This is a genomic window from Geminicoccaceae bacterium (assembly GCA_020638465.1).
Taxonomy (GTDB): domain Bacteria; phylum Pseudomonadota; class Alphaproteobacteria; order Geminicoccales; family Geminicoccaceae; genus JAGREO01.
Genome location: JACKIM010000002.1, coordinates 1,422,905 through 1,447,705 on the forward strand (window position 1 = coordinate 1,422,905; position 24,801 = coordinate 1,447,705).

The window sequence follows — 24,801 nt, forward strand, 5'->3', positions numbered from 1 at the left end:
TTTAAGCATGGAATCGCGGCCGTGATATTGCCTCAGAATCTCACGATCGGGTATAGTGAGTTGGTCCCGGGAATTCAGACCGCCGATCAGTTCTGGTAATATTTGCCGTAGCTGCCGGAATAGCTGCCACTGTCGGCATAGCCGTACTGGGCATGCTTCTTGATGTTGACCCTGGAAAGCACGATGCCCGCGAGATCACCACCGGATTCGACGACCTGCTGAATGCCCGACTGGGCGACATTGCGGGGGGTTTCCTGCCAGCGGACGACATAGAGCGTCTTGTCGACCTGCGGCGAGAGGATGAGGCTGTCCGAAACGGCACCCACCGGCGGACTGTCGATGATGATCAGATCGAACTTGGCACTGACCATGTCCAGAAGCAGGCGCATCCGGTCCGAGCGGAACAGATCGGGCGGACTGACCGGAGCCATGCCGGCCGGGATGAACTTCATCCCGGATTTCTCATCGACCCGGATCGCCTCGGCCATGCTGAGATCCCCGTAGAGGATGTCCGCCAAACCGTTGGTGTTTGATACCCGGACGACCTCATGCAGGCGCGGACGGCGCAGATCCGCATCGATCAGCAGCGTATTCAGGCCCGATCGCGCCGACTGGCGGGCAAGCGATGCCGAAACCAGCGACTTCCCTTCCACCGGTACCGACGAGGTCACGAGCACGGTCCGGGTCGCGCGCGACCGGTCGGAGAGGAAGATGCTGGTGCGAATGCGCTGCAGCGATTCGGCAAAGGCCGATTGCGGCTTTTTCAGGATGTATTCCTCAGCACTCATGTCACGGGTCTCGCGGCGCGTAAGGTCGGGAACCAGGGCCAGAGCCCGGATGCCGAGCGACGCCTGCACCTCCTCCGCGCTGCGATAGCCGAAATCGCTGTCCCAACGCTCGACGACGAAGGCCAGGACACATCCGATGACCAGACCACCGGCAAAGCCGAGCAGGACGATCAACTTTCGATTGGGCCAACTCGGATCGACCGGTACGGCCGCCGGTGACAGGACCGTGGCATCGGCCTGCTGCAGCCCCTGGGTCTCGCTCACCTCGCGCAGGCGCTGCAGAAAGCTCTCGTAGATTTCCCGGGCGCTGGATGCTTCACGCTCCAGATCGCGCAGTTCGACCGATGAGACTTCCTGGCCACGCACCTGGCTCTCAAGCCCGCCAAGGCTGCGGCGCAATTCCTGTTCGCGCGCGCGCGCGACATCGACCTCGTTGCTCAGGTCCTGAACGATGCGTTCGACCTCCTCGACCATCTTCGCCCGCACGCTGCGCACCTCGGCCTTGAGGTTGACCATCTGCGGATGACGTGGGCCGTAGACAGTCGAAAGCTCGGACATCTTGCGGCTGAGTTCGGTTTCCTGCTGACGCAGATCGGCCATCAGCGGCGAAGTGAGGACGTTGGCCGCCGCTCCGATACCGCCCGAAGAGCGCAACAGGCTCTGGACCTGGTTGAAGCGGGCCTCGGCTTCCGCACGCGTCGCCTGGGCCTGGGCCAACTGACCGTTGATCTGGCCGATCTGCTGCTGGATCGGGTCGATGCGTCCCTCGCCGGCTATGCCCTTGGCATTCTTGAGATCGACGATGCGCTGCTCGGCCGCGACCAGCTTCTGCCTCATCTCGTCCACGCGGTCGCGCAACCAGTCCGTAGCCTGGTGGCCTGCCTTGAATTTCGTCTCAAGCTGGCCGACGATGTAGGAATCGGCAATCGCATTGGCGATCATGGCCGCCTTGTCGGGTTGTTCCGCACTGAAACGGATCTGCAGGACATAGGACCGACTCACCTGCTCGACGCTCAACTTGTCGAGAAAATTGGCGATGGTGCGCGAACGGGCGGTCTCACCGTCAGCCAGCGAACCGGTGTACACGCCGTCGACAGCCCCGCCCTTGCCGCCGAACAGGTAGGCGTTTACCGACGAGGGCAGCCATGTCCGCCAGTCGTGCTTCTTCCAGAACGGCTGACGGTCAGGGTCGAGCGAATTGTTGAATTCGGCATCTTCGATGAGGTTCAGCTTGTCGACCATCCTGCTGGCGAACGCTTCGGATTCCAGCAACTCGACCTCGCTCTCGATGGTCGACGCGTCGGCCTCGAACTTCCCGCCGATTTCCGGCAGTTCGATGACGTTCGGCTTGCCCGACTGGATACGGACAAGCGTCTCGGCCCGGAAAAGCTGGGTCGCGGTAAGGGAGTAGATCAGCGCTACCGAGGTCATCAGCCCTATCATGCCGATGACAACCCCCTTGCGGCGCCACAATGCGCGAAGGAGCGCCCGCGGGTTGAGCTGGTCCTCGACCATCGGAAAGCTCTCCTCTACTCCAGCCGCCATGCGTGTGATCTGTCGTGCCATCGTCTCGTCGAACCTCCTGGTCAATCCGATCGCTGCAGCGCGAGCTGCACCAGCGCCACAAGTCGAAGGCGGATTATCAAAGTTGGCGTCATGATGGCAATAACGCTTTCGTTGGCCGATGGTTAATATTTACTACAAAACATGGTAGTATGAATTCGTTAAAATTCGATTAATTCTCAAGATTCAGATGCTTGCACTTTTTTAACCTTTTTCTCCGTCAATCCTTCCATAGACCATTTGCAATAACGGGGTGCCGTGCGACTTTAATCATTTGTTCGGGAAATATGACCAGACGCGATATTCAATCGGATATTCAGGAACCGGCCGGGGTGGCGCGGGGATCCAGCGCCCGCTGCAGACCGTCCCCCATCAGGTTGAACGCGATCACGGCCACGAAGATCAGCAGCCCCGGATACCAGGCCAGGTGCGGTGCCTGCCAGATCAACTCCTGGGCGTTGGTCAGCATCCCGCCCCAGCTTGCCAGCGGTGGCTGGATCCCGAGGCCGAGAAAGCTCAGCACCGATTCGGTCAGGATGATGTTGCCGATGGAAAGGCTGGCGGCAACGATGATCGGCGAGGCGATGCTGGGCAGGACATGGACGAACATGATCCTCCACGGCCCCGCCCCCATGGCCCGGGCCGCCCTCACGAAATCCCGTCGCCGGAGGCTCAGCGCCGCCCCCCTGACCAGGCGGGCGACAGTCGTCCAGCCGAACAGGGCCACGATGACGACGATCCTGTAGACGCTGGCGGTCTCGCCGGTCAGCAGGTCGCCGCCGAGTCCGATCTTGCGCGGATCGATGGCTGCCAGCACGATCAGCAACGGCAGAAGCGGCAGGGCGAGGACGGCATCCGTCAGGCGCATCAGCACGGCGTCGGTAACACCGCCGAAGAATCCGGCGACGAGGCCGATGAACGTACCGATGACAGCTGCCAGCAGGGCGCCGCTCAATCCCACCGCAAGCGAAACCCTGCCTCCCTCCAGCAGTCGTGCGAGAAGATCACGGCCGAGTTCGTCAGTACCGAGCGGATGGACGGCATCGGGAGCCTGCAGCCTGGCGAACAGGTTGACCGTATCGGGATCGATCCCGAATGCCGCCTCGATCTGCGGCGCCAGGACGGCGCATGACAGCATGAAACCGAGGACGACGGCAGCCGCCATCGCAAGTTTCTGGCGGGAAAGACGCCCCGCAATGCCACGGTGGACGATGGCGGAACCCGTCATCTCAACTGCCATAATCCACCCTCGGGTCGAGCCAGGCATAGGCGAGATCGGCCAGGAGGTTGGCCAGCAGGGTCATGGTCGCGGCCAGCATCAGGGCGGCCAGGGCAAGATTGAAGTCATTGCCGAGGATCGCATCGTAGATGAGTTTTCCCATACCGTGATAGGAAAACATGGTTTCCACGACCAATGCACCGGAAAACAGCGACCCGAGCTGGAGCGTGGTCACCGTGACGATGGGAATCATCGCATTGCCCATGGCGTGAATCCAGACGACCCGTCGTTCACTGCATCCCTTCGCGCGGGCCGTGCGCACATGGTCTTCCTGCAGGGCATCGATCATCGCCGCGCGGACAAAGCGCAGGAATGTGCCGGCCGACAGTGCGGTGAGTGTCAGCACGGGCAGCACCATGTAGCGGAGCCGGTCGAGCAGGCCGGTATCATCCAGACCGTGAATGCCGCCGGCGGGCAACCATCCCAGATGGACAGAAAAAACGATGATGAGCAGCAGGCCGAGCCAGAAGGACGGAATGGAAAAGCCGGCAAAGGCGACCAGGTTGATGGTTCCGTCAAGCATTCCGCCCGGCCGCCGGGCGGCCGCGACACCGGCCGGGACAGCGATGAGGAGCGCCAGGACGAAGCTTGCACCGAGCAGCCACAGGGTATTTGCGATGCGCGGCTGGAGAACATCCAGCGTCGGCTGGCTGTAAAGTCTCGAATAGCCGAAATCGCCCTGCACCGCCTGTCGAAGCCAGTGGGCGTAACGATGCCACAAGGGCTGGTCGAGCCCGTAAAGGCCCTTGAGCCGCTGTGCGTCGGCCGTGGTCATGTCGGGATTGGCCGAGAGCATCATGTCGATCGGATCGCCCGGCATCAGCCCGATCAGTCCGTAGATCAGGAAGGAAAGTGCCAGAAGGAGAAATGCGGTCTCGGACAGGCGTCGCAGGATGTAGCTTGTCATGGATGATCACCAGAGCATCTGACGGTCGCCTGTCAATCGTAATCTGCCTCGTGCCGCCGTTAACAGCGTGTTGACGAAATGCCGATAGCCGTCGGCATTTCGTCAACACGCTGTTAAGCCCCATTCCAGGTTTGTCCGGGCGAATGACCCAAATGGGAGACAATCGTCATTTCGCGAACGACCAGTTCCCGCCGGGCACCGGTTCGAGCGCCTCGCCGCTCGCGGGCTGACCGAGGAGCGGCCCCTGCGCCTCGTCGCAGCCCAGGGCGAGCAGGCCGTCAAGTTGCCGCTCGTCTTCCACGCCATCGGCTATCGAGGTCCAGCCCATGCCGCGCGCGAAGGTGATGGCCGCCTTGACAACCGCCCATGTGGCTGAGTTCTCCGGCATGTGCCGGATGAAGCGGCGGTCGATCTTGAGCTTGTCGAAGGGCATCGAGCGGATGCTGTCGAAGGATGCTGCACCCGTGCCGAAATGATCGAGGGTGAGATGAACGCCGAGGCTCTTGATACGCTGCAACTGCCCGGCAAGGCCGGGATCGCCACGTGCCAGGGCCGTCTCCGAAATTTCGATTCCGAGCCGTTCGGGCGGCAGTTTCGCGGCATCGAGGGCCTGCAGGATCTGGCGGGCGATGTCATATTGCCGAAGCTGGGCCTGCGACAGGTTGATGGCCAGCTGTGTTCCGGCTCCATGATGCTGCCAGCGGCGCGCATGGCTGCAGGTTTCGGAGAGGATCCAGCGGCCCATCGGACCGATCAGGCCGGTCGTCTCGGCAAGTGGAAGAAACTCCGGGGATTGAAGATTGCCAAGAAGCGGATGCTTCCAGCGCAGCGAGACCTCGGCCGCGACGAGCGCCTGGGTCTTCAGGGTATAGCGGGGCTGGAACAGCAACTGGAGCTGACGTCTCTCGACCGCTTGCCGCAGGTCGCGTTCGAGCTGCGTGCGGTTCCGGTGATGGGCGTCGAGTTCCTCGGAATACAGCGAATAGCGGCCACGGCCGAAGGACTTGGCCTCATACAGGGCCTGATCGGCGTGCAACAGCAGTGCCCCGGGGTCGGTCCCGTTTTCCGGAAACAGGGCGACCCCGAGACTGGCGAGGACATGACTGCGGTTGCCATCGACCTCGAAGGGCATGTGAAAACCGTGCAGGATGCGCTCGGCTAGCTGGGCCGCGTCATGCGGGCGGCGAATGCCGGTCGAGACGATCGCGAACTCGTCTCCCCCCATGCGCGCCACGGTATCCTCGCTGGCGGTAACGGCCAAGAGGCTGGATGCCGTGTGCTTGAGCAACGCATCACCGGCGTGATGGCCGAGCGTGTCGTTGACCTGCTTGAAGCCGTCGAGATCGATCATCATCACCGCCACCGGATGCCCGGCGCTACGGGCTGCTTCCAGCGCCTCATCGAGGCGGCGCATCAGCAGGATGCGATTCGGCAGGCCCGTGAGCGAATCATGTTCGAGCAGGAAGCGGATCCGCTCCTCGGAACGGTGCCTTATCTCGATCTCGGAATTCAACCGCGCATTGCTGTCGCGCAATTCGCGAGTTCGTTCGCGCACGGAAGCGGAAAGTTCGCTTCGGGTCGTGCGCAACTCGTAGCGGCTCTTGCGCTGCTCCGCTTCGAGGCGATGGACAAGGGCGCGATGCTGGCGCGCGCGAATGCCGAGCATGACCAGAACCAGCGCCCCCATGGCAGCGAGAAGGACGACCTGTACCCACCGGTCTGGATGCAGATGGAAATAGCCACCTGCATAGACCATGCAGGTGGAAAGAAAGAGGGCAAGCTGCCGCCCCGGCGACCGGTGCAGGACGAGGAACCCGCCCGCCAGCATCGCCACGACCAGGAGCGGCAGCAGCGAATGCCCCTCATACCGCAGCCCATCGTGCAGCAATGCGCCGCCTGCGCCCCACAGGGCACCGCCTGCCAGCACCTGCCAGTCGAGCAGCCGGAAGCTCCGGTCGTATCGTTTCCGGCCGCGCAGGAACCGGGCCACGACCGATGTCCCCTGGCTGGCGGCCAGCAGCAGGAACCAGAGGGCTGCACCGGGAACCTCCAGGGCGGGCAAGAGCGATGCCGGCAGCAGGACCACTCCCGCCAGAACAAGAGAGGTTGAATATCCGGCCATCAACTTCAACTTGAACATCCACGGTCAAACGAGCGGCAGGGCATGTCCGCGACACATCATCACGTGTCGAAGGGGTCTTTGCGAGGAGAGTAGAACAGAAGTTATGATCGTCAAACGGGAAATTCTGTCAATCGAAACATTATATACACCTGCAATTACCATCCCACTGGTTGATCAACCCGCAGGATTGCCCGCCCCTCCCCTTGCGTGGTTCCAGCGATCCACCACATATCGAATGTGGCTGTCGCGATGCCTCGAAGGGGGTCACGACGAGCCGATCCGCTCGCATGAGGGACAAAGGAGAAAATACTCATGGATTTCGAGAAATATACAGAACGCGCCCGCGGTTTCGTCCAGTCCGCGCAGGCGATTGCCGTGCGCGAGGGACACCAGCGCTTCCTGCCCGAACACCTGCTCAAGGCCCTGCTCGACGATTCCAAGGGTCTGGCCGCAAGCCTCATCCAGGCGGCTGGCGGTGATCCGGCCCAGGCTCTGGCCGCGGTCGATGCCTTTCTCGCGAAGCAACCGAAGGTCGAAGGATCGGGAGCCGGACAGCTCTACCTCGCACCTGAAACGATGAAGCTGTTCGATCAGGCGCAAAAGCTCGCCGAGAAATCGGGCGACAGCTTCGTGACCGCGGAAAGGCTGCTGCTGGCGCTGGCGATCATGGCCGGAAACACGGCAACCATCCTGAAGAATGCCGGTGTCACCGCACAATCGCTGAATGCCGCCATCGAGGAGGTCCGCAAGGGCCGCGCCGCCCATTCGGCCAGTGCGGAAGACAATTACGGGGCGCTGGAGAAATATACCCGCGACCTCACGGCTGCGGCCCGCGACGGCAAGCTCGACCCGGTCATCGGCCGCGATGACGAGATCCGCCGCGTGATCCAGGTGCTTTCGCGCCGCACGAAGAACAATCCGGTGCTCATCGGCGAGCCGGGTGTCGGCAAGACGGCCATTGCCGAGGGGCTGGCCCTGCGCATCGTCAATGGTGACGTTCCCGAGAGCCTGCGCGACCGCCGGCTGCTGTCGCTCGACCTCGGCGCCCTCGTGGCCGGTGCCAAATATCGCGGCGAGTTCGAGGAGCGGCTGAAATCGCTGCTGCAGGAGATGAGCCATTCCGGCGGCGACATCGTGCTGTTCATTGACGAGCTCCACACGCTCGTCGGTGCCGGAAAGTCGGAAGGCTCGATGGATGCCTCCAACATGCTCAAGCCGGCCCTCGCCCGCGGCGAGCTGCACTGCGTCGGCGCGACGACGCTGGATGAGTATCGCAAGCACATCGAAAAGGATGCAGCCCTCGCCCGGCGCTTCCAGCCGGTCATGGTCGCCCAGCCCAACGTTGCCGACACCATCTCGATCCTTCGCGGCCTGAAGGAAAAATACGAGATGCATCATGGCGTGCGCATCACCGATGCGGCCATTGTCAGCGCGGCCACGCTGTCGGACCGTTACATCACCGACCGCTTCCTGCCGGACAAGGCCATCGACCTCATCGACGAGGCCGCGGCGCGCAAGCGCATGGCCATCGACAGCAAGCCCGAGGAACTCGACGAACTCGATCGCCGCGTGGTTCAACTCAAGATCGAGCGCGAGGCGCTCAAGAAGGAGAACGACCAGGGTTCACGCGACCGGCTCGGCAAGCTCGAAAGGGAATTGGCCGATCTGGAGGACGAATCGGCGGAACTGACCGCTCGCTGGCAGTCGGAAAAGGAGACGCTGGCGTCCGCGACCAAAGTCAAGGAACAGCTTGAACGGGCGCGCCTCGACCTTGCCGATGCGCAGCGGCGCGGCGACTATACGAAGGCCGGCGAACTCACCTATGCCATCATTCCCGAACTGGAGAAGAAGCTCCAGTCGGCCGATGAGCAGCAGGCCGAGATCATGGTCCATGAACGCGTCACCGACAACGACGTGGCCCAGATCGTCTCCCGCTGGACCGGCGTGCCGGTGGACAAGATGATGGAAGGCGAGCGCGAGAAGCTGCTGAAGATGGAAGAGGCCCTGTCGCGCCGCGTGGTCGGACAACCCGATGCGGTGGAGGCGGTCAGCCATGCCGTCCGCCGTGCCCGCGCCGGCCTGCAGGACCCCAACCGGCCGATGGGCAGCTTTCTCTTCCTCGGCCCCACGGGTGTCGGCAAGACCGAACTGTGCAAGACGCTGGCGGCCTTCCTGTTCGACGACGACCAGGCGATGGTCCGTATCGACATGTCGGAGTTCATGGAGAAGCATGCGGTCTCGCGGCTCATCGGCGCGCCTCCGGGCTATGTCGGCTATGACGAGGGTGGCGTGCTCACCGAGGCGGTGCGCCGGCGGCCCTATCAGGTGATCCTGTTCGACGAGGTCGAAAAGGCGCATCAGGACGTGTTCAACGTGCTGCTGCAGGTCCTCGACGACGGCCGCCTTACCGACGGTCAGGGCCGCACGGTGGATTTCCGCAACACGATGATCGTACTGACATCGAACCTCGGCGCCGAATACCTGGCCGCCCTGCCCGATGGAGCCGCTGCGAGCAAGGCCCGGGAACAGGTCATGGATGTCGTCCGCAGTCATTTCCGTCCGGAATTCCTCAACCGGCTGGACGAGATCATCCTGTTCAACCGGCTGGGCCGTGCGCAGATGGGGGCCATCGTCGACATCCAGCTGGGCCACCTGCGCAAGCTGCTCGCCGACCGCCGCATCGAGCTCACCCTGGGCGATACCGCCCGCACCTGGCTCGCGAACGCCGGCTATGACCCGGTCTATGGCGCAAGGCCGCTCAAGAGGGTCATCCAGAAGGAGCTTCAGGACAGGCTGGCGACCATGATCCTCGAAGGACGCCTGAAGGACGGCGACACCGCCATGGCCAACGTCCTTGACGGCCAGATCGTCATCGAACCCCTGGCCGCTGCCGAAGCCGCGTAGACCGCTGAAGTTCCCCGGCAGCTGCCAGCTTTCCGGGGAATGACACGGAACGGACAGCACCCCCCCCCGCCGCTCCGGGACGATCGGAAGATCCCGGAGCGGTTTTTCTTCGCGTCGGGCGGACGTGAGAATACCGGGCTGACAAATCCGGGGCCTTGGGGCAGGCTGTTTTCGTGCCGTCAGCGATCCTGCCGGCAGAAACGGGGAGGCCACAATGCATTCAGGACTGTTCATGATGCCGCTGCATCCGGCATCCAAGGATTATCATCAGGTCCTCGAAGAGGATCTCGAAGCCATCGTTCACGCCGACAGGGTGGGACTGGACGAGGTCTGGCTCGGCGAGCACTTCAGCTGCCAGACGGAACCCGTCACCTCGCCCCTCATGTTCATGGCACAGGCCATTCCGCAAACCGGGCGGATCAAGCTCTGTTCCGGCGTTCTCAACCTGCCGCAGCAGCACCCGGCCGTGGTTGCCGGTTTCGCCGCCATGTTCGACCATCTGTGCAAGGGCCGCTTCGTCATGGGCATCGGCCCCGGCGGCCTGCCCTCGGATTTCGAACTGTTCAAGCTCAACGATGCCATGGAACGCGGCCGGAGGATGCTCGAATCGATCGACATCATTCACAGGTTGTGGACGGAAGACCCGCCGCACTCGATCCGGGGAGAATACTGGCAGATCGAGCAGCCCGAGTGGCATGTCCCGGAATTCGGCCTGGGTGTGTTTCCGAAACCCTACCAGAAGCCCTTTCCTCCGGTGGCGATTGCCTCGATGAGCCCGTTTCCGTTCCTTGCCAGGGAAGCCGCCGGACGGGACTGGTCGGTCATCAGTGCCAATTTCATTCCCGAGGACAGCGTCGCCACCCACTGGCAGCGCTATGTCCAGGGATGCGAGGAAAATGGCATCGAGCCGAACGGCGCGAAATGGAGGGTCGCGCGTACCATCCTCGTCACCGAGACCGACGCGGAGGCGGAACGATACCTGCAACAGCCCGGCTGCGCCCCGCGCTACTATTTCGACTACCTCTCGTCCCTGATGAAGAAGGCTGGCTTCTCGCAGGTCATGAAGGGACTGCGCAAGGACATGAGCGACGCCGACCTCACTCCCGACTGGTGCATCAACGAAGTCGTCATCGCCGGCAGTCCCGCGACGGTTGCCGACAGGATCAACGCTCTGCGCGACCGCATCGGCCCGTTCGGCACCATCATTCTGGGCGGCATCGACTGGGATGACAAACCCCTGTGGCGCAACTCCATCAAACTCTTCGCCGAACAGGTCCTGCCACGGCTGAACTGATCCGCCCCCGTCGCCGGAGCGGGACGCGATCTAGTCCGGACGCAGCTCGACCCGGACCCGGCTCGATGTCGACTGGGCGATGCCGATGCCGAGCACGACGGCGAGGGTGAAGCCGATGGCGGGGATCTGCAGGCTGAAATCGACCAGGGCGTGCAGACCCGCCACCAGGGCGGCCGACAGGGCGGCCAGGGGGTAGACCTTGTCGCGCCGGCGTCCGACCAGACCGCCGGCGATACGCAGGATGATGGCGAGGATGCCTGCATACAGCACGATTGCAGCAGGTATTCCCAGTTCCGCGACATGCTCCAGATAGGTATTGTGTGCCTTGTCGACGACCGCCGTCAGTCGTTCATCCCGCCACGCGGCGAATGCTGCCTCGTAATTGCCATACCCCTGTCCCAGCCATGGCCGATCGGAGATCATCTTCAAGGTCAGATCATAAATGGCCACACGCGCATCGTTCATTCCGACCGCCCGGCCGATCCGCGTCAGCGAATAGTCGCCACTGAGCGTCAGTGCCCCGACCAGCACCGCGGCGAGGATGACGGGCAGCATCAGGCGAACGGCCAGCGGGGTCCGGCTGAGCCAGACGACGATGCCCGTCATGGTCGCAAGTGCCAGGGCCAGGCTGAGCAGGCCCCCGCGCGATCCGCTCAGCAGCGAGGAAAAACCGAGCAGCATCAGCGCCAGGAGCAACAATACGCCTCGGGGCGTGGACAGGATTTCGCCCATGCGCTGCCTGTATTGTGTCCAGTCGCGAACTTCCAGAAGCGGGGATAGCAGGCTCGCGAGAACTGCCATCAGCGAGATATTGGCAAAGGTCGCATAATTGTTCGGATTGACAAAGACCGACTGCAGGCGTGCGAGCGTGATCCGCGGGACGCCCGGAACGACCCAACCGATCTTCAGGAAGTGGTTGGCGAGACCATAGGCGGCATAGGCCGCACCGATCGCGATGACAGCCGTCAGCAGCCGTTTCGCCTGCTCGCGGTCCACTGCGAGCCGCGAAGCCAGCCAGAACGCCGCGCCATAGGTCGAAAGGCGCATCAGGGCTTCACGGGTCGCCTGCCCGTCGAGCCCGATCAGGGGTTCGCCTTCGGCATCGATCAGGGCGAGCAGGGACCAGCGCGGATGCGCCAGCGCCCCGATTCCCAGCGGAACGGACTGTAGCCACGCCCAGATGCAGACGCCGACAAAACCGATGGTCGCCGGCAGTGGAATGGAGGCCGCATGACGCACCTCGGCCGCCGGTTCACGCCGGATCAGCAGACTCGCCAGCAGCATGACCCCGGTGACGAGCGCCAGCAGCGACCATGGCCACGGTCGGTTTGCGCCGAGCGGCAAAGGTGCTGCCGCGAGGACGGCGATCAGCATCCAAGTCAGCGCCGCCGGACTCGCGCGAACTGCATGCAGCCAGGCTGGCACAACCGACAGGCTATACCGGCGGTGCCGCCGGCTGCGGGATCGAGATTGGCCGGTTGATACAATCATGCAGGTTTAACCCGTCATTAACCACGTTCTGCAAAGATATTCTCACAAAAGCAGAAATCCTCACGTGACGGATGCTACCATGTCATTTTCAACTTCAGGTTGCAATATGTATCCAGGGCGGCACCCGTCATGATCACCGGCCTCCGTGCCCGGCACACGGGTGTCCGACCGGGCTTCCTCCTCGATCTGGCGATGGGTGCCCTTTCGCTGCCACTGGCGTCATGGCTGCGCTTCGGCGATCCCGACACGACCTTGATGTTTGTCCTGCGGACGCCTGAAACGCTTGCGACCTTCCTGGCAATCTTCGCCCTGGTCATCGCCGCCTGCCGCCTTCCGTCGAGTGTCTGGCAGCATCTGTCGACATCGGACCTGCTGCAGGTGGTCAAGGTCGCTACGATCGCCATCGTGCTCGCCTATACCATCCTTTTCGTGCTCAGCCGCCTCGAAGCCGTACCGCGCTCGCTGCCGGCGCTGCACTGGCTGGTCCTTGTCGCACTCATGCTCGGGCCACGTCTGGCCACGATCGCCCTGGCCCAGCGCCGCGCGCGCGGGCGCCCGCTCGATGCCCTCTGCTGGCAGCCGGTCCTGCTGGTCGGCGCCGGCGATTGCGCCGCCCTGCTCTCCCGGCTCTTCCGCATGCGCCGCGACACGACCTACGAGATTGTCGGCATTCTCGATGACCGGACGGAGCTGGCGGGCCGTCGCATCGACGGCATTCCCATCCTCGGGACGACCGCCGATCTGGATCGCGTTACCGCCCGCCTCGCCCTGCACGGAGCACGGCCAAGGCATCTGGTGATGGCCGACATGGCCAACCGTCACGACCAGGCCGGTTTGCTGGACCTGTATACGGCTGCCCGGCGCCACGACATCGCCATCCGCGATCTCGTCGACGTCCTCCGCACCGATCCGGCCGAGCGGCATGGACCGTTGCCCGGCGACGTCATGATCGAGCTGGAACGACGCTCGTTCATCGCCGCCAAGCGTCTGGTCGACATCATGCTGTCGGCCACCGGGCTGCTGCTGGCGTCGCCGTTCATGGCGGTTCTCGCCGGCGTCATCCTCGTTGGCATCGGTCGCCCCGTGATCTTCCATCAGGTGCGCCCCGGCCGGGACCTCAAGGCATTCACGCTCTACAAGTTCCGCTCGCTGGCCCAGGCGCATCGCGACGATGGCTCGTTCGCTGCCGATGACGAGCGCCTCACGGGTCCCGGACGGTTCATGCGCCGCACCCGCCTCGATGAACTGCCGCAACTGTGGAATGTACTCAAGGGAGACATGTCCCTCATCGGTCCCCGCCCGCTTCTCGCAGGCGACCTGTCGGGCATTGGTGCGGACCTGCACGAGCGGGCGAGCCTGCGACCAGGTCTGACCGGCTGGGCGCAGGTCCACGGCGGGCATCAGCTGACATCCGAGCAAAAGCTCGCCCTCGATCTCTTCTACATCCGCAACTACAGCCCCTGGCTCGACATCGTCATCCTCGCCAGGACCGTCTCGATGGTCCTGTTCGGCGAGAAGATCGACCATGACGCGATCCGCCGCGCCCGGGGCGACCATCCCTTCGACATCCTTTCCATCGAAAGCGGGGCACGATGAGCAAGACAGCACTGATCACCGGTGTCACCGGCCAGGATGGCGCCTATCTGGCCCGATTGCTGCTCGCCAGGGGCTACGAGGTCCACGGGATCAAGCGACGCAGCTCCTCATTCAATACCGCCCGTATCGACGACCTCTACGAGGAACACGGCGAATGCGGGGCACGCTTCTCGCTGCATCACGGCGATCTCACGGACGCCACCAACCTCATCCGCATCGTCCAGCAGGTGCAGCCTGACGAGATCTACAATCTGGCGGCACAGAGCCATGTGCAGGTCAGCTTCGACATGCCTGAATACACCGCCAGCGCGGACGGGACTGGCACGCTGCGCCTGCTTGAGGCAATCCGGATCCTGGGACTCGAGAAAACGACCCGCTTCTATCAGGCGAGCACATCCGAGCTTTTCGGCGCGGCACCGGCACCGCAATGCGAATCCACGCCATTCCTGCCGCAGTCGCCCTATGCCACGGCCAAGCTCTACGCCTACTGGATCACACGCAATTATCGCGACGCCTACGGCATCCACGCCAGCAACGGCATCCTGTTCAATCATGAAAGCCCGCTGCGCGGCGAGACCTTCGTCACCCGCAAGATCACCCGGGCAGTCGCCGCCATCGAGCATGGTCTGCAGGACTGCCTGCGTATCGGCAATCTGGAGGCACGGCGCGACTGGGGCCATGCCCGCGATTTCGTCGAAGGCATGTGGCGCATGGTCCAGGCGGATCGCGCCGACGACTTCGTGCTGGCCACCGGCGAGTGCCACAGCGTGCGCGAATTCATCGAGCGGGCATTCGCGATCACCGGCCGCCAGATCATCTGGCGCGGCTCCGGAGTGGAGGAGCGCGGTATCGACCGGCGCAGCAACACGGTGCTGATACGAGTGGATCAGAGATATTTCCGACCTCTCGAAGTTCACCACTTGAGGGGCGATGCGACGAGGGCTCGAACCCGCCTCGGATGGTCGCACCGCACCAGTTTCCACGAACTCGTTGCCGAGATGGTGATGGCCGATCTGGAGCGCCTCGACCGGGCGGACGCGCGCGCCCATGTCCGGGAGGCGGATGCACGCGTCCATGCAATGCGGCCCGGGACTCCGGAGGTCATCGGTTGATGTCGTTCGATTTCGAGCTTTTCCCCCTGCATGGCCGACGCGTCTATGTTGCCGGCCACAAGGGCATGGTCGGTTCCGCCATCTGCCGGCGGCTGGCGAGCGAACCTGTCGAGGTTGTCACCGCCGCGCGACACGAACTCGACCTGACACGTCAGGCGGATGTCCGCCGATGGATGGAGCGCATGTTGCCCGATGTGGTGATCCTCGCGGCGGCGAGGGTCGGCGGGATCCTCGCCAACGCCACGCGGCCCGTGGATTTCCTCGACGACAATCTTCGCATCGAGCTCAACGTCATCGGTGCGGCCTTCGAAACCGAGGTGAGCAAGCTGCTCTTTCTCGGCTCGTCCTGCATCTATCCGCGGATGGCGCCGCAGCCGATCGCCGAGGATGCGCTTCTTGGCGGACCGCTGGAGGAAACCAACCAGTGGTATGCCCTGGCGAAAATCGCCGGAGTGAAGCTGTGCGAGGCCTACCGCCGGCAATACGCCGCCGACTTCATCACGGCCATGCCGACCAACCTTTACGGACCGGGAGACAATTTCGACCTGCGTAGCAGCCATGTCCTTCCCGCCCTCATCCGCCGGATGCACGAGGCAAGGCTCGCCGGCGACGGATCGGTGACGATCTGGGGAACCGGTACGCCGCGGCGCGAATTCCTTCATGTCGACGACCTGGCCGATGCCTGCATCCACCTCCTGAAACACCACTCGTCGGCAAGGCCCGTGAATGTCGGCTGCGGGCAGGATCTGACCGTTCTCGAACTCGCGCGGCGGGTTGCCGCCATTGTCGGCTTTCACGGCGATATCCTCACCGACCCCTCCATGCCCGACGGCACGCCACGCAAATGTCTCGACGTCGGTGCGCTTGCCGGGACGGGCTGGAAGCCGCTCATCGGCCTCGATGAAGGTATCGCTGCGACCTATCGCTGGTTCCTCGAACATCACGCCGACCATGGAACCCCGCGGCGTCTGGCACGGGAGCGAATTCCGGCATGACAACCATACCCGTATCGCCTGCACGCTCGCAGCTTGGCATCAGCGAACATGCTTCGAAAAGGAGTAAGGCGGCATGAGCGGGTCCACCGTTTCGGACCGTCCGCGGATCGACCGCGAACGACGCCGGCCGACCGGCATGCCCCTTGTTCTCGGCGACGGGCGGCAGCGCGCAAGGCGCATCCGCGCCCACGATCTTTCCACCTTCGAACGTCCACGGATTCCCGGCAATCGCTCGCGGATCTGGCAGGCGGCCTGGTATCTGGTCAATGCCACGATCTTCCGCGGACATCTCCTCGGCCTGCTGCCGTCACGCTACAAGGCGGCGATCCTGCGCCTGTTCGGCGCAAGGGTCGGCCGTTCGGTAGTCATCAAGCCGGGATTGAACATCAAATATCCGTGGTTTGTCGAGATCGGCGATCATGTGTGGCTGGGCGAAGCCGCATGGATCGACAATCACTGCGCGGTGCGCATCGGCGACCATGTCTGCATCAGTCAGGGAGCCCGCCTGTTCACCGGCAATCACGACTGGAACGACGAGGCGTTCGGCTTCTTCTGCCGGCCGGTGACGGTCGGGCGTTCGGCGTGGGTGGGAGCCTTCGCCGTTCTCCTTCCCGGCACATCGGTTCCCCCCGGAACGGTCATCATGGCGGGCCTGCGCTATGGCCCGCAAAGCGGTGGAAGCGGATCGGCATGAGCTGGCCGCGAGCGGGCCGTCCGCCCTTCACTTCCCTTTTGTCCAGTGCCCTTGCCGTGTTCACGATCCGGGCTGTTCTCGCATTGGCAATGTTCGTCACAATGACATTATTAGCGCGGATCCTCGGACCGTCCGGCTTCGGCCGCTATTCGACGATCCTTGCCATCGTCGCACTTGCGGGTCTGCCGCTGTCGATGGGCATTCCGCAAGGCATCGTGCAGATCCTGCCGGCCGCCCTCACCGGAGGTCCGGCGACCGCGCCGGCTGCGGCCGCATCATGGGCCCTGCGCATGACAACCTTCTCCGGACTCGCCGGCGGATTTGTCGCGATCGCCATCGCCGGCCTTCTGGCGACGCTCGATCTGGCAAGTTTCACCCATGGGGCGATCATCGCGCTGTGCCTGCCGCTGGCAGTCGTCACTCTTACCTGCAGCGGGATCATCCGCGGACTCGACCGGCCGGTGCTGGCCATGTTGCCCGAACTGCTCGGTCGTACCGGACCGCTGCCGGCCATACTGCTTGCCTGCATCGCCCTGGGCTTCACACCCGACCTCGACGCAGCGCTCGCCCTGCAGTGCCTGGGCATGGCGGCCGGCTGCGGCCTTGCCTTTGTCTTCGCACTTGATGCACTGGATATCCTGCCGGCAGGCGGCCGTGCATCCGGCCAGTCAACCGAATGGCTCGCCATCTGCTGGCCGCTGATGGCCGTCAGCATCGGTGGAGCGGTCATGACACAGGCCGATCTGGTGATGGTCGCCACCCTGCTGGGACCGGAAGAAGCCGGCCTGTACCGCACCGCGGTCCTGGCAGCGCTGGCAACGCCGATGGCGCTGGCCGCCCTGCTCCAGCCCGCGGTACCGCGTATGGCCCGTCTCCATGCCCGCCGCGACGACCGGGGCCTGCAAGTGCTCACGAGCTCGATCACGCTCTGGGCGAGCTTGCTCACGCTGCCGGTGGCGGGCCTGCTCCTGATCGGCGCCGGCCCCATACTGACCCTGGCCTTCGGCGGTGACTTTGTCGGTGCGTCGACATCCCTTCGCATCCTCGTCGCCGGCCAGTTCGTCAACGTGCTGTGCGGGCCGGTCATGGTCCTGTTGCAGGTTACGGGCTCACAGGGACTGGTGGCACGGACCTTTGCCATCTGCGCGGGTGCCAACCTGCTGCTGAACGCCATCCTCATCCCCACCCTTGGCGTCGATGGGGCGGCTGCGGCAACGGTCATCTCGATGGTGAGCTGGAACGTCCATCTGGTCATGGCCGCACGGCGCAACCGGTCGATCTCCACCAGCATCTTGGCCTGCCGCGCCCTTGCGCCGCGCGCCATCTTCCATCCGGATGCATCCATCAAGGACGTCAGCGCATGACCCCCGCCCCCGTCTTCCTCTTCTCCGCGCCGCGCGCCGGATCGACCTGGCTGCAACGGCTCATCGGCAGCCATCCGGACGTCTGCACCCTGAACGAGCCATGGTTCCTGCTGCCGCTGATCTACATGCGCAGGCGGCGCGGCATATCCTCGGAATACTGGCAGGACACCTGCGGCAAGGCCGTCAACGAACTGATCGACAGGCTTGACGGCGGTGAGGAGGTCTTCGACGCCGGTGTGCGCGCCTTCGCCGGGACGGTCCACAGGGCCGCTGCCCATCGTGGCGAGCGGTATTTCCTCGACAAGACGCCGCGCTATGCACTGATCGTCGACGATATCGAGCGTATCTTTCCCGATGCGAAGCTGATCTTCCTGTGGCGGAATCCTCTGTCGATCATATCGTCCATGATCGAAATGAGTGGCGATCGCTGGCTTGTGCCACGCTTTGATATTGATCTTATCGAAGGCATTCCACGATTGGTAGATACTGCCGAACGCCTGGGTGAGAGGGCCTTGTGCGTCCGCTACGAAGACCTGCTCGAAGACCGCGATGCGGTTCTGCGCCGGACTTTCGACCACCTCGGATTGCCGTTCGATCCCACTGTTCTCAACGCCAACCGTTCCGGCGTCGCACCGGGTCTCATGGGTGACGCCAAGTCGGGAAGCATGGACGGCCTTGCCACGGACCGCCAGCTCGGCGGCTGGCACCAAAGGTTGTCCGGACCGCTGCGCCGTCGCTGGGCCCGACGCTATCTCGACGGTCTCGGCCCGCGCCGTCTCGCGTTCATGGGCTACGATGCAGCCGACCTCGACCTCGACCTTGCCGACGGCCGCTGCCCGCCACGGCAGTGGCTGGGTGATCTCGCCTGTCGCGCCTACAGCGCCACATTTCACAGCCTTCATGCAGAATATCCGCTCAAGCGCATGGCCATGCGCTGGGCTGGCCGCGAGCACGGTCGCCAGTTCGGCATGATCTGACGCAGGTGATTTATGACCATTTCCACCTTTCCCCGATTGTCGATCATCACCGTGACCCGCAACGCCCGGACGGCACTGCTGCGGACGGCGCGATCCATCGCTCCGCTCGCCGCCCGTCTCGATCTGGAGTGGATCGTCGTCGACGGTGCCTCCGGCGACGGCACGCGCATGTGGCTGGAAAGCCGCGACGAGCCCTGGCTGCGGAGCACCAGCGAGGCCGATGCCGGCCTCTATGACGCCATGAACAAGGGGATCGACCGCGCGCGGGGCCAATTCCTCTGGTTCGTCAATGCCGGCGACGAGGTGGCCGATGCCGCGGCACTCGCTGCCATCATCGACACATGCCCCCCCGACCTTGCGGACAGGGTGCTGTTTGCCGACTGCCTCGAACGGGAGACGGACGGATCGCTGCTGCTCAAGACCGCCCGCGATCCCGCCTGGCTGACCTACGGACTGTTCGCCCATCACCAGGGAATGCTGTTCGGCCGAAACGCCATCGCCGGTTACCGGTACCAGCAGCGCTTTTCGATCGCCGCCGATTTCGCGCTCGTCGCCCGCATGTGGCGCGACGGCATCGCATTCGAGCGGATCCGCGGCCCGCTTGCCGTGTTCGAACGTGGCGGAGCCTCGGCCACCCACGCGCTCACCGGCCTGATCGAGCAGGCGCGCGCACGGCACGAGGCGCTGGGTCTGCCGCTGTGGCGGGTGGCGGCCATCGCCGCGGCCCAGCTCGCCGCCATCGCTTTCCGCAGGTCCTGCCCCGCGCTCTATGACAGGCTGCGCTTCCGGCGGCCGCAAACGGCACCCGCATGACCCTTCCCGTGGCAGAGACCGGATCCCGCTCACAGGGCCAACCCCTCCGACTCGCGGCATGGCTGGCGCTGGGGGCGACCTATGGCGGCCTCAGTTCGCCTACGCCGGACATCATCGGCATTGCAGAGATGGTCGTCGGCGGGCTCCTGATCGCAACGGTCGGCATTCAGTCCCTGAAGAAATTCGCCGAAGTTGCACGACCCCGCTCGGCCACCGCAGACCGCTCGCTGGCCGACCTCGGGCTCGCCACCCTGCTCGCCACCCTCCCGCTGCTCGTCGGCATCGGCCGCGGCAACCATCCCGCCGATATCGCCCGCGACCTGATCCCGGCCCTCTATTTCCTCATCCCGCTGCTGATCGTGCGGGCCGGCTGCCCGCACCAGCCGATCATTCCCGCGCTGACGGCGTCCCTGCTGGTCGCCGGCAGCGCCTTCTCCGTCCGCCACATGCTTTCCGACGATTTCTCCCTCGCCAGCCTCGGCACGCAGACCTTCTACGGTTCGATGGACTATTTCGTCCTCGATCCCGCCGTGCTGTTCACCGCCGCGTTCGGACTGTCCCTGTTCCTCCTCACCCTGCTCGACCGTCCCACGCCCCTGCGGATCCTCCTCGGGGTCCTGCTGTGCACCGCTCCGATCATGGCCATCGGTGCCACGGTGATACGATCGCAGATCGGCATCCTGCTCGCCATCGGCCTGTTCTGCATCCTGCGTTCGTTGCGCATTTCGCTGGCTTCGCTGATCGGCATCGTTCTCGCCATGGCGATCTTCACCCTCGCCCTCCTGCTGTTCGGCGACCACCTCAGCGGACTGTTCGACCTCATCGAGCGCAAGCAGGCCGCGGTCGGCCTCGCCAATGGCCGGATGCTGGAGATCCATGCGGTATGGTCGGAAATGACCGCCCGCTGGGACCTTCTCCTCTTCGGCAAGGGCTGGGGCGGCACCATCGTCCACCCGCTCGGACTGGCCGGGCAGGAATGGCGCTTCGTCCATGTCTTCCCGCTCTACCTGCTGATGAAGGTGGGACTGACCGGCATCGCGATCCTGGCCCCCCTGCTCCTGCACCTCGCCCGCGCAGCCTTGACGCTCCTGCGCCAGCCCGGCCTGCCGGTCGCCGAACGGGCCATGGCGCTCGGCTGCACGGCCTCGATCCTCGTCAACGTCACCGTCAGCGCCGGTTTCAAGATGCTCAGCATCGGCCTCGTCACCGCCCTGCTGCTGTCCCTGTCGGCGCGGCACCGTCACCAGCCGCGCATCACCCCGACGCTCTCCTCTCCTCACAGGCCGGTCGTGACCCTGCTGCCGCCCGGCTTGCCGGCGCAGACCGTCGGGGCCGCACCGCGCCGGAACGCCGGAACCCGCACCCGGCCAGCACCAGCGGCCCGGTGACGGCGGTCACCAGGCTTGTCGGAATGACGGGAGAAACGGGCTGCCGGCGGGCCGCGGGCGCGCCTGACCGCCTGCCTGCAACACGTGGCAGCGGCGGTGAACGGGCGCGGACCCGCCGCCACCCATCCCACCGGCGCGATCGTCGCCGCGGCCAGCTCGTCGAGCAGTGCGGCGGTCAGGCGCCTGTGCCACAGGGCGTCGATATCGGGATCGACGGCTGCATCGGTCGGATGCGATAGCTCCTTCCGGTTGCGCCGCTGCCGGAAGGAGGCCAGCAGCAGGCCCACCGCCTCGCGCGGATCGCGGCCCTCGGCGTGGTCGAACCATGCCTGCCGCAGCAGCCGGGTCTCCCCGGCGGTCAGCGCCAGTTCCACCGAGCGGGCCGTGATGAACGCGTCGAGCACGGGCCCGAAGCGCCGACGCGCGCGGCGGCCGCCCATGATCCTGACCCGGCCGGCCAGCAACCGGAACGCGTGAAGGGCCATGTCGGACACGACCGCGAAAGCCGGGTGCCCACCTTCCGGCGAACGACCCCGGTGGCCAGCAAGCAACCGGCATGTTCGCCGCAGCGCACCACGCAACCGCAGGCCCGCGATATGTCCGATGAACTCCTTCATGTTCCCATGCATGACATGAGCGGATGGCAAAATCAAGGATTAAATTCTTATATCGAAATCTGCCACTTGCAATCCACCCCTCACCCTTGCGGATGGCTTCCCACGATCGGCGCCGAACTCAACCGGTGCGCCAGCGCCACCAGCGCCGATTGCCGGTTCGTGCCGGTCTTGTCGAACATCCGTGCCAGATGGGTCTTGGCGGTGGTCCGGGCAATCCCGAGATTTTCAGCCGCCTGGCCGATATCGTCACCCAGGACGATCCGCTCCAGCAAGGGCCTGTCAGGAATTTCGTGTACGGGCGATGATGATGGAAAGAGAGGAACCATCACATGCCAGCACGCAAGAAGCCTACGCAACGTGAGCGACTGATCGACCAGTTGCTTGTTGGGCAAGATCCCTCGACGCTGTTCGACAAGGGAGGATTGCTTGATGAGCTCAAACGGCAATTGGCCGAGCGGGCGTTGAACGCCGAGATGGATCATCACCTGGCTGGCGAAGCGAGCGAGGGGAAATCCAACAGCCGCAATGGCTACAGCTCCAAGACGGTGATCACGGACAGTGGCAAGTTCGGGATTGCGGTGCCACGTGACCGGTTATCGACCTTTGATCCGCAGCTCATCGCGAAATATCGCCGGCGACTGCCGGGCTTCGACGAAAAGATCATCTCGATGTACGCCCGCGGCATGACGGTCAGGGAGATCCGCGGTCATCTGGACGAGATTTATGGCGTTGACGTCTCCCCCGAGCTGATCAGTGCCGTGACCGACGACATCCTGGACGAGGTTGCCGAATGGCAGAACCGGCCGCTGGAAAGCCTTTATCCGCTGGTCTTTTTCGATGCCTTGAGGGTCAAGATCCGCGACGAGGGGATGGTCCGCAACAAGGCGGTCTATGTCGCGCTCGGCGTTCGGCTCGACGGCCAGAAGGAGATCCTCGGGCTCTGGATCGAACAGACAGAGGGCGCGAAATTCTGGCTGCGGGTGATGAACGAGCTGAAAAACCGGGGCATCGAGGATATCCTGATCGCGATCGTCGATGGCCTGAAGGGGTTTCCGGAGGCGATCACGGCCGTGTTCCCGCAGACCCAGGTCCAGACCTGCATCGTTCATCTGATCCGCAACTCATTGGATTTCGTCAGCTACAAGGACCGCCGGGCCGTCGCCGCCGAGCTGAAGACCGTCTACCGGGCCAAGGACGCCGACGCCGGAATGGCGGCGCTGGAGGCGTTCGATGCTGGAATTTGGGGGCAAAAATACCCGGCCATTGCCATGTCCTGGCGTCGCAACTGGCAGGCCGTCATTCCGTTCTTCGCCTTTGCCGACGACGTTCGCCGGATCATCTACACCACCAACGCGATCGAAGCCCTGAACAGCAAACTGCGACGCGCGGTGCGAACCCGTGGTCATTTCCCGAATGACGAGAGCGCCATGAAGCTGCTCTTCCTGGTCTTGAACCTGGCCGAAAAGGAGTGGAGAATGCCGCCACGCGAATGGGCCATGGCCAAGGCACAGTTCGCCATTCTCTTCGAAGACCGCCTCCGGGCCGCCTGAAAATCATGATCAATTCATCGCCCGTACACGAAATTCCTGACAGGCCCCTCCAGCAACCGCACCTCCCCTTTCGTAAGACCGAAACTTCCCGCCACACCTGCCAGATCAGGTGCCGGCGCCATATCCGGGCCACTGAAGAACAGCGCGACGGCCGGACGGGGGGCAATGTTGAGGCGGGCCACACCATGCATCAGCGGCAGCAGATGCATCACGGCCGGCGCCGAGTCACCGCTTCGAAGCGCTATTCCCGTACCGGTGGCATCCCCCGCGACATCATCGAGAAAGGCCGCGGCCAACGCTCGCGAAAAACGCGATTGCGCATCGGCCGATCTGACCACCAGACATCCGTGCCGCTCGGCGATCATGTCGTTGCGGGCCACCAGTCGGGTTCCGGCTGCATTCCTGAAAAGCACCTCGCCATTTTCGGCAACCAGGAATATCGGAACCGACAGTCCGCCCAACGCCTCGGCAAAACGTCCGGTTTCGATCATGTGCCTGTCGATCAGATCGGAGATGGCCACCGCCCGACGGACATGCGGCAGCAGGAGCCGGAGCCGGGCGATCGCCCCGCCGTCGACCCGGCCGGCACTCTCCGCGCGTCCCATCGCCAGGGACGCCAGACGCCTGTCGTTCTTCATCAAGGTTGCCTGAAGCAGATCGCACAATCCCTGGGGCCGTGCCCATTCGACGATGTACCGGTTGGTGCTCAGGACATCGGCCGGAACATCCCGGCTGGCGATGTAATAGCGATCGATATCCTGCGCCAGCAGATCCCCGGTGCTCGCCATCATTTCGCCGACATCCGACTGATATTCCGGCATGCGCGCTTCCCATTCGCGCGCGATGCCATCGCTCACATAGAACAGCAGGCGGGATTCAGCGGGATCGAAGACATAGATCGCGGCATTCGCGAAATCCAGTTCACGCCTTATCCGGGCAAGGACCGCAGGCCACCGGCCCGTATCGAGCGCGCAATCGTAGATATCTCCTATCAGATCCGAAAATTCCGCAAGTTCAGACATCATCATCGCTCCCGAAACAGGACTCATCAATTGGACAAGATGCAAATGGCGAATGACCACGATGCGACAGGCATAACAAACCTGGCAATTCAAAATTATGTGCACACCAATCATTAATGGAATTGACGCCAACTCGATAAATCCAGAGGCGATCCAATCTTGGGATTTTCCAAAAAAACAATTTTGTCATCCTTTTGGATGACGACAACGTTCCCAAGTCATGTTTTTCATTACGGCGTCAATCGCATCATTGACATTTTGAATAAATAAAAATTATTTAATAATGGGAGATTGGTCATGACATAACATTGCAAAATCATCAGTG

The 24,801-nt window shown here is 63.7% G+C and carries 19 protein-coding genes; 11 read left to right on the forward strand and 8 right to left on the reverse strand.

All coding sequences use genetic code 11. The features are described from left to right. Nucleotides 1–86 precede the first annotated feature (86 nt). The 4 genes from H6851_16875 to H6851_16890 form a co-directional block, all read right to left on the reverse strand. Nucleotides 87–2,354 carry a polysaccharide biosynthesis tyrosine autokinase gene (locus tag H6851_16875; GenBank protein MCB9945283.1) on the reverse strand — a complete coding sequence of 756 codons (2,268 nt, stop codon included), beginning with the start codon at nucleotides 2,352–2,354 and terminating at the stop codon, nucleotides 87–89. A 313-nt stretch (nucleotides 2,355–2,667) separates the two neighbouring features. Then, on the reverse strand, nucleotides 2,668–3,579 hold the full coding sequence (locus H6851_16880) for an ABC transporter permease (protein MCB9945284.1): 912 nt from the start codon (nucleotides 3,577–3,579) through the stop codon (nucleotides 2,668–2,670). Between the two features lies 1 nt (nucleotide 3,580). Next, nucleotides 3,581–4,537, reverse strand: coding sequence for an ABC transporter permease (locus H6851_16885; protein MCB9945285.1), 957 nt, complete (start codon nucleotides 4,535–4,537; stop codon nucleotides 3,581–3,583). A 166-nt stretch (nucleotides 4,538–4,703) separates the two neighbouring features. Beyond that, entirely contained in the window at nucleotides 4,704–6,668 is a 1,965-nt protein-coding gene (locus H6851_16890) for an EAL domain-containing protein (GenBank protein ID MCB9945286.1), read from the reverse strand. 303 nt (nucleotides 6,669–6,971) lie between these two features. Here H6851_16890 and clpB point away from each other — a divergent pair, with 303 nt between their 5' ends. Both clpB and H6851_16900 read left to right on the forward strand, forming a co-directional pair. Then, entirely contained in the window at nucleotides 6,972–9,563 is a 2,592-nt protein-coding gene (clpB, locus tag H6851_16895; GenBank protein ID MCB9945287.1) for an ATP-dependent chaperone ClpB, read from the forward strand. 214 nt (nucleotides 9,564–9,777) lie between these two features. Next, nucleotides 9,778–10,857 (forward strand): LLM class flavin-dependent oxidoreductase, encoded by a 1,080-nt coding sequence (locus tag H6851_16900; GenBank protein ID MCB9945288.1) that lies wholly within the window; start codon nucleotides 9,778–9,780, stop codon nucleotides 10,855–10,857. A gap of 30 nt (nucleotides 10,858–10,887) precedes the next feature. On the opposite strand, the gene H6851_16905 is transcribed toward H6851_16900, so the two are convergent. After that, a complete protein-coding gene (locus H6851_16905; protein ID MCB9945289.1) occupies nucleotides 10,888–12,231 on the reverse strand; it encodes an O-antigen ligase family protein in 1,344 nt (447 codons plus the stop codon). A gap of 246 nt (nucleotides 12,232–12,477) precedes the next feature. On the opposite strand from H6851_16905, the gene H6851_16910 reads away from it, so the two are divergent. The 8 genes from H6851_16910 to H6851_16945 all read left to right on the forward strand — a co-directional run bounded on the left by H6851_16910 (nucleotide 12,478) and on the right by H6851_16945 (nucleotide 21,287). Next, nucleotides 12,478–13,944, forward strand: a complete 1,467-nt coding sequence (locus tag H6851_16910; GenBank protein ID MCB9945290.1) for a sugar transferase — start codon at nucleotides 12,478–12,480, stop codon at nucleotides 13,942–13,944. Beyond that, nucleotides 13,941–15,056: a GDP-mannose 4,6-dehydratase gene (gene gmd, locus H6851_16915; GenBank protein ID MCB9945291.1), complete on the forward strand. Its 1,116-nt coding sequence runs from the start codon at nucleotides 13,941–13,943 to the stop codon at nucleotides 15,054–15,056. Before H6851_16910 ends, gmd begins: the two co-directional genes overlap by 4 nt. A gap of 26 nt (nucleotides 15,057–15,082) precedes the next feature. Beyond that, the gene (locus H6851_16920; protein ID MCB9945292.1) at nucleotides 15,083–16,051 is read left to right on the forward strand and encodes a GDP-L-fucose synthase; all 969 of its coding nucleotides are present in this window, start codon (nucleotides 15,083–15,085) and stop codon (nucleotides 16,049–16,051) included. Between the two features lie 73 nt (nucleotides 16,052–16,124). Next, nucleotides 16,125–16,745 carry a putative colanic acid biosynthesis acetyltransferase gene (locus H6851_16925; GenBank protein MCB9945293.1) on the forward strand — a complete coding sequence of 207 codons (621 nt, stop codon included), beginning with the start codon at nucleotides 16,125–16,127 and terminating at the stop codon, nucleotides 16,743–16,745. Beyond that, the gene (locus H6851_16930; GenBank protein MCB9945294.1) at nucleotides 16,742–18,109 is read left to right on the forward strand and encodes a flippase; all 1,368 of its coding nucleotides are present in this window, start codon (nucleotides 16,742–16,744) and stop codon (nucleotides 18,107–18,109) included. Before H6851_16925 ends, H6851_16930 begins: the two co-directional genes overlap by 4 nt. Continuing rightward, nucleotides 18,106–19,086, forward strand: coding sequence for a sulfotransferase (locus tag H6851_16935; protein MCB9945295.1), 981 nt, complete (start codon nucleotides 18,106–18,108; stop codon nucleotides 19,084–19,086). The genes H6851_16930 and H6851_16935 overlap by 4 nt, the downstream gene beginning before the upstream one ends. A 12-nt stretch (nucleotides 19,087–19,098) precedes the next feature. Next, the gene (locus H6851_16940) at nucleotides 19,099–19,899 is read left to right on the forward strand and encodes a glycosyltransferase (GenBank protein MCB9945296.1); all 801 of its coding nucleotides are present in this window, start codon (nucleotides 19,099–19,101) and stop codon (nucleotides 19,897–19,899) included. Beyond that, entirely contained in the window at nucleotides 19,896–21,287 is a 1,392-nt protein-coding gene (locus H6851_16945; GenBank protein MCB9945297.1) for a hypothetical protein, read from the forward strand. The genes H6851_16940 and H6851_16945 overlap by 4 nt, the downstream gene beginning before the upstream one ends. Here the strand turns inward: H6851_16945 and H6851_16950 are convergent. Both H6851_16950 and H6851_16955 read right to left on the reverse strand, forming a co-directional pair. After that, a complete protein-coding gene (locus H6851_16950) occupies nucleotides 21,176–21,904 on the reverse strand; it encodes a hypothetical protein (protein MCB9945298.1) in 729 nt (242 codons plus the stop codon). The two genes, H6851_16945 and H6851_16950, sit on opposite strands and share 112 nt — an antisense overlap. A gap of 80 nt (nucleotides 21,905–21,984) precedes the next feature. Beyond that, nucleotides 21,985–22,176 carry a helix-turn-helix transcriptional regulator gene (locus tag H6851_16955; GenBank protein MCB9945299.1) on the reverse strand — a complete coding sequence of 64 codons (192 nt, stop codon included), beginning with the start codon at nucleotides 22,174–22,176 and terminating at the stop codon, nucleotides 21,985–21,987. A 57-nt stretch (nucleotides 22,177–22,233) separates the two neighbouring features. Here H6851_16955 and H6851_16960 point away from each other — a divergent pair, with 57 nt between their 5' ends. After that, the gene (locus H6851_16960) at nucleotides 22,234–23,454 is read left to right on the forward strand and encodes an IS256 family transposase (GenBank protein MCB9945300.1); all 1,221 of its coding nucleotides are present in this window, start codon (nucleotides 22,234–22,236) and stop codon (nucleotides 23,452–23,454) included. A gap of 14 nt (nucleotides 23,455–23,468) precedes the next feature. On the opposite strand, the gene H6851_16965 is transcribed toward H6851_16960, so the two are convergent. Further along, complete coding sequence (locus H6851_16965) at nucleotides 23,469–24,482, reverse strand: hypothetical protein (GenBank protein ID MCB9945301.1); 1,014 nt, start codon at nucleotides 24,480–24,482, stop codon at nucleotides 23,469–23,471. Nucleotides 24,483–24,801: the final 319 nt, after the last annotated feature.